A 12,727-nucleotide genomic window follows, 5' to 3' on the forward strand; every position below is an offset into this window, starting at 1 on the left:
ATTGCATGAGTTTCAGTCAATGCACCCTCAGCTGTTTGGATAAGAGAGATTCCGTCTTGAGAGTTTTTAGAAGCCATTTCAAGACCTCTGATTTGTCCTCTCATTTTTTCAGAGATCGCAAGACCCGCTGCGTCATCTCCCGCACGGTTGATACGAAGACCTGAAGACAGTTTCTCCATGTTCTTTTGGCTCGCACCGTTGTTTGAAGACAAACGGTTCAGTGTGTTAAGTGCTGCGATATTGTGGTTAATTCTCATGTGTAAATTACCTCCATGTGTATTTATTTTGAAATCAAAGACTTCCTTTTCTTTGATTTCTGGCGTATGAGATTCCAATAAAGCTTCTAACCTATGTAGATTCAGTTATTGATTAAGGATTCCTTTAAACCCCTTAATAGGGTTTGTCTGCTTGATTTGGAAACCATCATCCGCCTTTCAATTCATATATCGACAGCAATTTGTAAATGTTTAGGCGTTTTCCCAAAGAAATTTTACCCAAAGATGATTCTATACTATTATGCCGTAAAGAAAAAGCTTGCCTGCTAAGCCCATGGATGGACTTGCTGACAAGCTGTTCTCTCTTAATAAAGTTTTTTAAGATGTAGCCGTTTCTTTCGCTTCCAAGAGCGATTTCATGCGTTTTTTGTCACGCTCCATAACAGGCTTCAAATAACGGCCTGTATACGATTCTTCCACTTCAGTGATTTCCTCAGGCGTGCCTGACGCGACAATGGTTCCGCCTCCGGCTCCGCCTTCCGGGCCCAGATCCACAATGTAATCGGCCGTTTTAATGATATCAAGGTTGTGCTCAATAACCAGTACAGTGTCCCCGTTGTCTACCAACCGTTGCAGCACGACAAGAAGTCTGGCGATATCGTCGACATGCAAACCTGTCGTCGGCTCATCTAAAATGTAGAGCGTGCGTCCAGTCGAGCGTTTGTGCAGCTCTGATGCGAGCTTCACGCGCTGCGCTTCTCCGCCCGACAAGGTCGTCGCCGGCTGGCCGAGCGTAATATAACCTAAACCAACATCATAAAGGGTTTGAAGCTTGCGTTTGATTTTCGGGATATTTTCAAAGAAAGAAAGAGCATCTTCAACCGTCATATCAAGCACATCAGAGATGCTTTTTCCTTTGTACGTCACTTCAAGCGTTTCCCGGTTATAGCGTTTGCCGTGGCATACCTCGCATGGAACGTATACGTCAGGAAGGAAGTGCATTTCAATTTTAATAATCCCGTCTCCGCGGCAGGCTTCACATCGCCCGCCCTTCACGTTAAAGCTGAAACGGCCTTTTTTATAGCCGCGGACCTTCGCTTCATTTGTCTGCGCAAATACATCGCGAATGTCATCAAACACACCGGTGTATGTCGCAGGGTTGGATCTCGGCGTTCTACCGATTGGCGCCTGGTCAATGTCGATGACTTTGTCTAAATGGTCCAAACCTTTTATCTCTTTATGGCTGCCGGGCTTCGCTTTCGCTTTATGAAGCTTTTGCGCCAGCGCCTTATGCAAAATTTCATTAACGAGTGTACTCTTTCCTGAACCGGAAACACCTGTAACTGCTGTAAACGTCCCCAGCGGGAACTTGGCATTCACTTTTTTCAGGTTGTTTTCTGAAGCGCCTTTCATTTCAATGTAACGTCCATCCGGCTTTCTTCTTTCAGGAGGCAATGGGATAAACTTTTTCCCTGATAAATAGCTGCCAGTTAATGAGTTTGGATCTTCCATCACTTCTTCCGGCGTACCTGCAGATGTCACCTGTCCGCCGTGAATGCCGGCACCCGGTCCAATATCTATTAAATAATCCGCTGCCATCATCGTGTCTTCATCATGTTCGACAACAATCAGCGTGTTCCCGAGGTCTCTCATATTTTTCAGTGCGCTGATCAAGCGGTCGTTATCACGCTGATGCAGACCGATAGACGGTTCATCTAAAATATAAAGCACACCGGATAAGCGCGAGCCAATTTGAGTCGCCAGCCTGATGCGCTGTGCCTCTCCACCGGACAGCGTTCCCGCTGCCCTGCTCAATGTCAGGTAATCGAGGCCGACTTTGTCCAGAAAGCTTAAGCGCTCCACAATTTCGCGCAAAATCAAATTGGCGATCTGCATATCCTTCTCAGAAAGGGTAAGGCCTTTGAAAAAGGCGAGTGCATCGGCTACAGACTGCTCGGTAATTTTTCCGATGTGGCGTCCGTCAACCAATACGGCAAGCGCCTCTTTCTTTAACCGATAGCCTTTGCACGTCGGACAAGACTTCTGAGACATATACTGCTCCATTTGTTCACGGATAAAATCAGAGCTTGTCTCCTTATAGCGTCTTTCAATGTTGCGCAATACGCCTTCAAATTGAATTTCACCTTCACGGATTTGTCCAAAATCATTTTCATATCGGAAATAAATCAGATCATCTCCGCTGCCGTACAGCACTTTATCCAGTTGATGCTTCGGCAGATCTTTGACCGGCACATCCATATCAATCCCGTAGTGGGTGCAGACTGCCTCAAGCAGCTGAGGATAATATTGTGAACTGATTGGTGTCCATGGGGCGACCGCATTCTCCTTCAATGACAAATCTTGATTGGGGATGACAAGGTCGGCATCCACTTCAAGCTTCATTCCGAGACCGTCACACGTCGGACACGCCCCGAACGGACTGTTAAACGAAAACAGGCGCGGCTCAAGCTCACCGATTGAAAATCCGCAGTGCGGACAGGCATGATGCTCGCTGAACATCAGCTCTTCCTCACCGATGACATCAATCATAACCCGTCCTTCACCTAAACGGAGCGCCGTTTCCAATGAATCTGACAGCCGGGCTGCCACGCCTTCTTTCACCACAATCCGGTCAATGACAACCTCAATGGAATGCTTCTTGTTCTTTTCTAATTCGATATCGTCGGAAAGCTCAGCCATCTCGCCGTCAATTCTGACTCTGACATAGCCTTGTTTTCTAATCTGTTCAAGCACTTTGACATGAGCGCCTTTTCGGCCCGAGACAATCGGCGCCAGCACCTGAAGCTTCGTCCGTTCCGGGTATTCCAGAATTCTGTCCACCATTTGCTCGATGGTCTGGGATGTAATCTCAATTCCGTGCTCCGGGCAATGAGGCTTCCCTACTCTCGCATATAAAAGACGCAGATAATCATAAATCTCCGTTACCGTACCGACAGTAGACCTCGGATTGCGGCTCGTTGTTTTCTGATCGATGCTGATGGCGGGAGACAGTCCCTCAATTGCATCAACATCAGGCTTATCCATTTGCCCTAAAAACTGGCGGGCATAAGCAGACAGCGATTCGACATACCGTCTCTGTCCTTCAGCATATATCGTGTCAAAGGCAAGGGAGGATTTACCTGATCCGGACAAACCCGTGACAACGACAAGCTGATCTCTCGGAATCGTTACATCTATATTTTTCAGGTTATGCGCCCTGGCTCCCTTCACCTCTATCCGATCCATAGCCATTTGTTCATCATCCTTCCGCTTTTAGCTCTAAAAGTAAATCGCGAAGCTCCGCGGCTCTTTCAAAGTCAAGTGCCTTGGCGGCTTCCTTCATTTCATGCTCCATCTGTTCAACGACTTTCTGGCGTTCTTTCTTCGTCATTTTCGACAGCTTCGGCGCGGCTTTTGCTTTGTATTCCGCTTTATCCTCAGCTGCTACTGTGGCACGAATGACATCGCGAATTTCTTTATTTATCGTTTTCGGCGTAATGCCGTGCTCTTCGTTAAACCGCTCCTGCTGCTCGCGGCGTCGTTTTGTTTCGTTAATCGCAATTTCCATAGACTTCGTTATTTTATCGGCGTACATAATGACGCGGCCTTCCGCATTTCTCGCTGCCCGTCCAATAGTCTGGATCAGCGAACGCTCAGAACGAAGGAAGCCTTCCTTATCCGCATCCAAAATCGCAACTAAGGATACTTCTGGAATGTCCAGCCCTTCCCTCAGCAGGTTGATGCCGACAAGCACATCGTACTTGCCAAGGCGCAGGTCACGAATAATTTCAATCCGTTCAAGCGTCTTAATCTCAGAATGCAGATAGTTTACTTTAATGCCGATTTCCTTTAAATAATCGGTCAGATCCTCTGACATCTTCTTCGTCAGGGTTGTCACAAGCACCCGTTCATCCCGCTCGATTCTTGCTTGAATTTCGCCGATCAAGTCGTCAATCTGGCCTTCGATTGGACGCACATCGATAAGCGGGTCAAGAAGCCCCGTCGGACGAATGATCTGTTCGACCATTTCATCTGTATGTTCAATCTCGTACGGCCCTGGTGTTGCTGATACATACACGATATTGTGCATATGCTTTTCAAATTCCTCAAAACGAAGCGGACGGTTATCAAGCGCTGATGGAAGCCGGAAGCCGTGATCCACGAGCACCTGTTTCCGCGCCTGGTCTCCGTTAAACATGCCGCGCACCTGAGGAATGGTCACATGCGACTCATCCACTACGATCATAAAATCGTCTGGGAAATAATCAAGCAGCGTATACGGCGTTGAACCTGGAGGCCGCAGCGTCAAATGTCTCGAATAGTTCTCGATACCCGAGCAGAAACCCATTTCACGCATCATTTCAAGATCATATCTTGTCCGCTGCTCTAAACGCTGCGCTTCAAGCAGCTTGCCGTTTTCGTGCATAACTTTCAGCTGTTCCTCAAGCTCTTTCTCGATATTTTGAATCGCTTTCTCCATTTTCTCGGCCCGCGTTACGAAGTGGGACGCCGGGAAAATCGCAACATGATCACGGTCGCCGAGAATTTCTCCTGTCAGCGCATCCACTTCCCGAATCCGTTCAATTTCGTCACCGAAAAATTCAACTCTAATACAATGCTCATCACGGGATGCCGGGAAGATTTCCACTACATCCCCGCGCACACGAAATGTGCCGCGCTGAAAGTCGATATCGTTGCGGGCATATTGGATATCTACAAGTTTTCTGAGCAGCTCGTTGCGCTCAATTTCCATTTCACTCCGCAATGACACGACCATTTCCCGGTATTCCTCAGGCGAACCGAGGCCGTATATACAAGACACACTCGCAATAATAATGACATCTCTACGCTCAAACAGAGATGATGTAGCGGAGTGTCTCAGTTTATCAATTTCATCATTAATACTAGCGTCTTTCTCTATAAATGTATCCGTTTGAGGCACATACGCCTCCGGCTGATAATAATCATAGTAACTGACAAAGTACTCGACAGCATTGTTCGGAAAAAATTCCTTGAACTCACTATAAAGCTGTCCAGCAAGAGTTTTGTTATGGGCAATCACGAGAGTCGGCTTATTGACTTCTTTAATCAAATTGGACACCGTAAATGTTTTCCCAGTTCCTGTCGCACCCAGCAGAGTCTGATGCTTCTTGCCCTCCTGAATTCCTTTTACAAGCTTTTCAATGGCTTTCGGCTGATCTCCCTGGGGCTGATATTTCGAGACTAACTCAAAGCGATCTTTCACAAAAATAAGCCTCCGTTTCTTTAACGAAATCTTCCTATAGATATAGTAACACAATGGAAAGCAAAATCACTAAAAATACGAACTAAAGTTCGGTGGTTTTTTATTTCCAGCTGTTTTTGTGTATAAAAAACCTGCTTTTTAAACGTAAAAGCAGGTATTCGGTCTTTATATTCATTATGTCCGATTATTCTTCTTTTTTCTCTGCAGCTTTTTTGGCCATATACAGTCCGCCAGCCACAAGAGATACAACATCCAATCCTACAATAAAATACGTTTCTGTATAGCCTTTTAAATAAGAGGCAAACAGCAATGCAGCTGTTAGAGCGATCGCCACATAATGATTAAAAGTGACTCTAGTAAATAGAACGACAAGCATAAAAGGGAAAAACAATGCAAAAACGGCTTTTGTAATCAACAAAAACCCTCCTCAGGGATTCTTCATCTGATCTGATTATAGTAAAAAATGAAGAATCGGACAATCATGCATTCGCTCCCTCTCCTACACCATACCCCTTTTCATCCAAAATCAATCACCATATTTGCATTTTTGGTGCTGGACATTGTTCTGCTGTCCCACACAGCGGCACTTTTTCTATTACATCATCAAGTCCGCCGCCAGATTCCTAGAATAAAAGAAAATAGGTATACAGCACCAGTTCATCCGTATATTTCATGATAATATAACTAACTTAACTATTCATTTTATTTAGGACTTTCTGCGTTTGACAGCATTTTCCTGAAAACCTACAATGGAATGATAGTGTTTACTATCATTTTTAAACACAGGCTCCGCCATAAAAAGACTAGAGAGAAAAATAAAATGAAGGAGAGAGGGGTTTCAACTATGTATTCTGTTTTATTTCGCCAGGCAGAAGAGTCCAGCCAGCTGGCTGGAGCAAAAGGAATGAATTTGATTAAATTGACCAAACACGGTCTTCCTGTTCCGGACGGGTTTATTATTCAAACGAACGCGCTCGCACGTTTTATGGAGGACAACCAGCTTCAAGAGACTAGCAAGAGCGTCGAAAGCGGGATCATTTCCGGGACATTTTCGGAAGAGCTGAAAAATGAGCTGACTAGTTCTTTTTATCAGCTTAGAGAATCATATCGATCCGTAGCCGTGCGTTCTTCATCTGCTTCGGAAGATTTAGAAGGCGCCTCATTCGCGGGTCAGTATGAAACCTACTTAAATATCAAAACAGAGGAAGAGTTTCTGGCTAAAGTGAAAGAGTGCTGGGCCTCATTTTTTTCAGGGCGGGTCAGCAGCTATAAGAAAAAAATGAACAATCAAATTACAGAGCCGTTAATGGGAGTGGTCGTTCAGGGGCTGATCGATTCAGAAGTGTCAGGTGTTATTTTCAGCCGCAACCCTGTTACCCATGATGATAGAGAGCTTTTAATCAGCGCCAGCTACGGGCTGGGTGAAGCTGTCGTTTCAGGAAGTGTTACCCCAGACACGTTCATTGTTCATAAATCTTCGTTTGAGATTCAGAAAGAAATAGGGGCAAAAGAAATCTACATGGAGTCTGCGGCAGAAGGAATTGCTGAAAAGGAAACGAGTGAAGACATGCGCAGCCGTTTTTGCCTTACAGATGAACAAGTGATTGATTTGGCTGAAATCACAAAAAAAACTGAAGACCTGTACGGGTATCCTGTTGATATAGAATTTGGAATTGCTGATCATCAAATATACCTTCTGCAAGCTCGCCCGATTACAACCATTGAACAGGACAAAAAAGCGGCAGAAGAAAAACGCAGCTTCATGATTACCGACGCTGATATGAATGACTTCTGGCTTAACATGGAGTCTAATATTGAAGGTCCGGTGAGTCCGTTATTTTCATCCTTCATCGTGCCGGCATTGGAATATGGCTTAAAGAAGAGCATGCAAAAGTTCCCAATTGGTGTAGTTGTTGATGAAGTAAAACTTTATCGCGGACATATTTATTCCAAAAACCAAGGAGGACAACAGCCTCCTTCTGAAGACTGTGGCAAAGAGCTTTTCCCAATTTTATCGGAGCGTATGTATGACATCATCAATCACACCTATCTTCCTTTTTACCGGACACTGGACCAGCTCGCACAAACTGAGCATACTGCAGAAAGCGCACTGGATGCTTTTCGACACCTAAAGGCATTTTATCTCACGGCTTATGAAGAGCACTTCAACATCGTTTTCCCGCAAATCCTTTTAACAAACAAACTGCAAGCGATGTATCAGGACATTCAAGGAGAGTCCGAAAACGCTCATTTTTACGAGATGCTGACAGGAAAAATGAACAAATCACTGGAAACTGACCGTTGCCTATGGCTTTTTTCCGTTGAAGTTCAGGAGAACCCGCACCTTCTGGCCATTTTTGAAAACAACAAGCCAGAACAGCTCCAGGAAAAATTGGAACAAACAGATGAGGGAAGACGCTTCCTGAAGAACATCCATGAATTCTTGCAAGAATACGGATGGAGATCTGTTAAAAGTCATGATCTGATTGAACAAATCTGGGCGGAAAATCCGTATTTTGCTCTGGCCAATATTCAAAATTATGTCCGTAATGGCTATCATTTTGACAATGAATTTCAGAAAACGAAAGAAAAACGAGAGAAATTATACAATGAATTCTTGAAAAACATAGAAGATCCCGATTTACGCACAGAATTTGACCGCTTTTATCAATGGACGCTGAACGCTGCAAATATAAAAGATGATCACCACTTTTATATTGACGCCATGCTGGATGCCAAGGCGAGAATCTTTCTGCTGAAGGTAGGTGAATTGCTGGCGGAAAACGGTGTTATTCAAGATCGTGAGGATCTTTGGTTCTTATATGACGACGAAGTGGAACACGCGCTTCTTCACCCTGTATCCCTGCAAGAAAAGGCTGAAAAACGCAGGAAGACCTTTCATGAGTATGAGCTGGCCCAAGCCCCTGCCTATCTCGGCACTCCGACAAAAGAACAGCTCAAAGCAGCTGAAGAAATCGTCGGCGCTGTGATAGAGGATGAAAAAAACACAGAGAATCATATTTTTGGCATTGCGGCATCAAGCGGCATTGCGACAGGTCCGGTGAAGATCATTCGGGACGCCAATGAATTTTCTCAATTCGCGCCTGGGGACATACTTGTTTGCAAGATGACCACACCGCTGTGGACCAGCCTGTTTCAAGATGCCAAAGCGGTTATTACAGACACGGGCGGCATTTTGTCTCACGCTGCGATTATCGCCCGTGAATACGGCATTCCAGCCGTTCTCGGCACACGCACGGCAACAGAAAGACTGCGAGACGGAGACATCATCACGGTTGACGGAAGCAGCGGCAAAATCACAGTTGTCAGCCGGTCCTGATGCGTCCCCTCTTTCTTATACAAGCGGGGCAGGTGTATACTTGTCCTGCCAGTATATTCGTGAGGTGAAACGTATTGAGACCGACAAACAAGAGAATCCTTGACGCTGCCATGCAGCTGCTCGTCCAAAAAGGATATCGCGCAACGACTACAAAAGAAATCGCAGAAAAAGCAAATGTAAGTGAAGCGACGATTTTCAGGAACTTTAAAAACAAACAAGGACTAGTTGAGGCTTTGCTTTCTCAGCATTCTACAAACAGAAGCAGCATTTTGGAACAAACCGAAGGGGATTTGTACAAAGACCTGCTTCATATCGGAACCTGTCTCTTGGAGGAGCTCGAACATAGAAAAGATATCATTAAAATCAGCTTTCGTGAACCGGCCATGTTTCAGGATGTCATTAACCACGTCACTGAATATCCCCAATCTATGAAACAGCTATTGGTTGATTATCTCAAAACGATGGGTGAAAAAGGGGTTATTCAGACAGGAAATGAAGCGGAGCATGCCGACGTGTTCATGTCGATTATCTTCGGTTATTTCATTCACCGTCTCCATTTAGGAAATCGGGTCATATCAATGCCCCAGGAAAAAATGCTGGAGCACAGCACAGCTTTATTTGTCAAAGGAATTTCTGCTGATTAACTCCTTGGCATAATAAAAAGGAGGATCCCAATGAGCTCAAGAAAAGAATGGGCGCTGATCGTCTCGCTATTATTGGGGGCCATTCTGGTTCCCATTAACTCAACGATGATCGCGGTCGCGCTCTCATCTATTTCCCATACGTATAACGAATCCCTCGCAAGCATCACTTGGGTGGTTACCGTTTATTTAATCGTGATGGCAGTCACACAGCCGATTGCAGGAAAGCTCGGTGACATGTACGGCAATAAAACAATGTACTTATGGGGAGTCGGCCTATTTCTATTCGCATCCCTAGGCTGCGCTCTCTCACCAAGTCTGCTCCTGTTAATTGTCTTTCGGGCATTGCAGGCAGTCGGAGGGGCATTGCTTACGCCAAACAGCATTGCCATTATCCGGCATGTGGTTTCTGAAAAACGCCTGCCGAAAGTGTTTGGATTTTTCGGACTGGGCGCGGGACTTGGTGCAGCACTCGGGCCTTTTATCGGCTCTATACTGATTGACAGCTTCAGCTGGCATTCGATTTTTTGGGTCAACATTCCGTTCCTCGCCATTGCTTTATTTACGGCATTAACGATGTTTCCTCAATATAAAGAAAATAAATCTGACGCGCCGCTGGATATCATCGGCTCTCTCTTGCTTGCAGGCAGCATCGTTTCCATTATCCTGCTGACGAAAAATGAGGTTTCGTGGGGTTATGCGTTATACAGTGTATTAATACTTCTTTTTGTTCCGCTTTTTTTCAGAAGAGAAAAACGTACACAGCATCCAATCATTGACTTTGCACTGTTTAAAAGCTCAACCTTTACAAATGCCAATCTATCAGTCTTGTTAAGCAATTTAATGATGTATGCCGTCTTATTGATCATGCCGTTGTTCATGACGAACCAATTTGGGCTTACTACGTCTAACAGCGGGATGGCGCTTTCTGTATTTTCGATCTTCATGTCAGCCAGCAACTGGGTGGGCGCACAGTTCCATCATAAGTGGGGAGCAAAAAAAATCATTTTTCTTTCATTTGCTATGATGGCTGGAGCGAATCTATTATTTTTGCTGTTAAGCAGCTCGCATTCCGTCTTGTTTCTCATGCTGTCTCTTATCCTTGGCGGACTTGCTTCCGGAGTCGGTCTGACCAGCATGCAGGTGTCATCCCTTGCCACAGTAGATCCTAGTATGTCAGGAGTGGCATCGGGCATTTTCTCGACCTTCCGTTATTTCGGAAGCATCATTTCATCAGCCTTAATCGGCCTGATTTCGGGATATCATACCCTATTTATGATTCTCTTTGCTGTATCCATTATCGGCGTTTTTGTTTCATTGGGCATCAAATCTGATGAAACGGCACGGATTGAAAAAAACTCAGCGTAATACAAAACAGCCCGGCCCCGCATCTTCCTGCGGTGCCGGGCTGCCTTTTATGATCCCGAAGCGGCTGCTTCGTCTTCACGTTCATCCTTTACGAAGAGGATGCCCAATTCATGATGTTCTCCTTCATAAGAAGCTCGCTGGTCAAAACGAATTTCTCCATTCAAACCGATAATTTCAAGCTTCACATATGCACGGTTATGCTGGAGCGCCTCATAGAAATCGGAAACGTTCTTAACCGGTATCCCATTAACTTTTGTAATGATTTCTCCGATTTTCAATTCCAGGTCCTCAGCCGGCGTATTGGGGATAATCCCAAGCACCATCAAGCCCTGATCCCGTTTCGAGAAATAAAACGGAGCCGCGTTATCATTCACCCTTTGCTTTATAGACAGAAAAATGCGTCCTAACAAAGCTGTACAGACGGCTGCACCCGCAAGCGGCGTCCAAAGCAAGCTCGCTGCACCAAGAACTGTGACGGCAAGGCCGAGAATACAAACGCGTTTCGCTGTGATCCTTATACTCGTTTCAGGAAGCGATCCCTGTACCCTTTGTCCGAATCCGACAAAGTAAGGAATCCATAGAAAATGGAATGAGCCGCCGGGAACAGTAAACACGGGCCACCAGCTAAGATGCGATTCTAAACCATTACCGGGCACGAGAAGGAACAGCGGCAAAAGCCAAACCCGGTTTGCCAGCTGCTGTCCGATCGGCAAACCGCGGCTGCTTACGACAAGCGCCGGTGATGTTCTCACATGCGCAGAACGATAAGCAACCGCTCCTTCAGTGATAATCAGCAAACCTAGAAACACAGCCACAGCCGGCCAAACAACTGCAAATCCTTGCGGAAATCTCTCCAGAAAGGGCTCAGCCTGATAGACTTGCAGTCCAAAACCTATCAGCATACTCACACTGACGATATATGCAGCAGACATCCAGTTTGCGCGAAGAGTGAACGCTGCCGCTGCAGTGATAACGGCAATAATCGCAAGTAAACCGAGAGGAATCGATATTCCGAGTCCACCTAAAACAACTGACAAAAGAAAACCTGGAATCAGTCCCTTTGTATATGTAAATTTCAGATCATCATAAATATCTGCTATTCTTGTATGAAAGGTTTTGCGTTCCCTTTTGATTCTTACATAGCCGAAAGCCAGAGTTATGATGATAAAAAACCAGAAAAGCGGGTGTAAGAAGAACAGGCCCGCGCTTTTTAACAGTTCAATTCCCCATTGAACAGACACTATCTCTCACCGCCTCAAGCCAAACATGTTACTCATATTCTATCAAATATTAAATGGCTTGGATATCCTCAGGAGAGTTTATCTCTCTTGCGTCATCCACAGCGTGACATTCGATAGTGAAAAATCCTTTAAATAGTGGTTTACGTCCACATCCAATAACCCGCTGATTAGATGCATCGACCTTTTTATATCTGTCAGATTAATTCCTAATCGCTTATGGTTTTTCATTAAGTAGTTAAAATAATGTTTGGCACATTCCTCATTAATGTCATTTACTGATTCGACATTGGTGTAATTGACCAAATATCTGCTGAACAGCATAAGAAGACTTAGTGCTTTTGTAGCTGAAAATGTTACGTCTTGTGTTCTGTCTTTTAATTGTTCCACTAATTCATAATATTTTTTCTCACGCACAATACTTGCCCTCTTCAATTGTGAACCCCCATTTTCTTTATCCAGATAAGCACGGGCCAGTATACGCAGCAGTACTGGAGTGCTAACAAGCATTCTCGCTAACGTTACTCTTTAAATACCTGTCGTTCAGCTGCCATAAACCTGATTACTGTTCTTTTTAGAACCTTCTTATATTGTATGAAGTAAACAAAGACTAGGCAACTTGCAAAAGTTTCATTTTAAATGCATATTAACTCGTTAGAAAGTCTCTCTAATATATTGAT

Annotated in this window: 8 protein-coding genes and 1 pseudogene; 3 read left to right on the forward strand and 6 right to left on the reverse strand. The window is 44.9% G+C overall.

What is annotated here, in order from left to right; all coding sequences use genetic code 11:
* The 4 genes and pseudogenes from hag to C1T29_RS20960 form a co-directional block, all read right to left on the reverse strand.
* Positions 1 to 257 (reverse strand): annotated as a pseudogene (gene hag / locus C1T29_RS20945) (flagellin Hag); the annotation flags it as partial.
* A gap of 336 nt (positions 258 to 593) precedes the next feature.
* A complete protein-coding gene (gene uvrA / locus C1T29_RS20950) occupies positions 594 to 3,467 on the reverse strand; it encodes an excinuclease ABC subunit UvrA (protein WP_095431972.1) in 2,874 nt (957 codons plus the stop codon).
* 7 nt (positions 3,468 to 3,474) lie between these two features.
* Positions 3,475 to 5,460, reverse strand: coding sequence for an excinuclease ABC subunit UvrB (gene uvrB, locus C1T29_RS20955; protein ID WP_014665530.1), 1,986 nt, complete (start codon positions 5,458 to 5,460; stop codon positions 3,475 to 3,477).
* A 184-nt stretch (positions 5,461 to 5,644) separates the two neighbouring features.
* Entirely contained in the window at positions 5,645 to 5,875 is a 231-nt protein-coding gene (locus C1T29_RS20960) for a CsbA family protein (RefSeq protein ID WP_003228053.1), read from the reverse strand.
* A gap of 429 nt (positions 5,876 to 6,304) precedes the next feature.
* Between C1T29_RS20960 and C1T29_RS20965 the strand changes: the two genes are divergently transcribed.
* The 3 genes from C1T29_RS20965 (at position 6,305) to C1T29_RS20975 (ending at position 10,809) form a co-directional block, all read left to right on the forward strand.
* The gene (locus tag C1T29_RS20965; protein WP_103749315.1) at positions 6,305 to 8,800 is read left to right on the forward strand and encodes a PEP/pyruvate-binding domain-containing protein; all 2,496 of its coding nucleotides are present in this window, start codon (positions 6,305 to 6,307) and stop codon (positions 8,798 to 8,800) included.
* Positions 8,801 to 8,874: 74 nt separating this feature from the next.
* Positions 8,875 to 9,444 (forward strand): TetR/AcrR family transcriptional regulator, encoded by a 570-nt coding sequence (locus C1T29_RS20970; RefSeq protein WP_014665534.1) that lies wholly within the window; start codon positions 8,875 to 8,877, stop codon positions 9,442 to 9,444.
* A 30-nt stretch (positions 9,445 to 9,474) separates the two neighbouring features.
* Positions 9,475 to 10,809 carry an MFS transporter gene (locus tag C1T29_RS20975; protein WP_095431974.1) on the forward strand — a complete coding sequence of 445 codons (1,335 nt, stop codon included), beginning with the start codon at positions 9,475 to 9,477 and terminating at the stop codon, positions 10,807 to 10,809.
* Between the two features lie 47 nt (positions 10,810 to 10,856).
* Here C1T29_RS20975 and minJ read toward each other — a convergent pair whose 3' ends face one another.
* Positions 10,857 to 12,050, reverse strand: coding sequence for a cell division topological determinant MinJ (minJ, locus tag C1T29_RS20980; protein ID WP_095431975.1), 1,194 nt, complete (start codon positions 12,048 to 12,050; stop codon positions 10,857 to 10,859).
* Positions 12,051 to 12,128: 78 nt separating this feature from the next.
* Complete coding sequence (swrA, locus tag C1T29_RS20985) at positions 12,129 to 12,482, reverse strand: swarming motility protein SwrAA (protein WP_015251121.1); 354 nt, start codon at positions 12,480 to 12,482, stop codon at positions 12,129 to 12,131.
* Positions 12,483 to 12,727: the final 245 nt, after the last annotated feature.

It is taken from the genome of Bacillus sp. MBGLi79 (assembly GCF_002953915.1).

Excerpts from the sequence above, each read along its gene's own strand:
- uvrA (WP_095431972.1), bottom strand. The coding sequence starts at position 3,467 with ATGGCTATGGATCGGATAGAGGTGAAGGGAGCCAGGGCGCATAACCTG.
- C1T29_RS20975 (WP_095431974.1), top strand. The coding sequence starts at position 9,475 with ATGAGCTCAAGAAAAGAATGGGCGCTGATCGTCTCGCTATTATTGGGG.
- C1T29_RS20965 (WP_103749315.1), top strand. The coding sequence starts at position 6,305 with ATGTATTCTGTTTTATTTCGCCAGGCAGAAGAGTCCAGCCAGCTGGCT.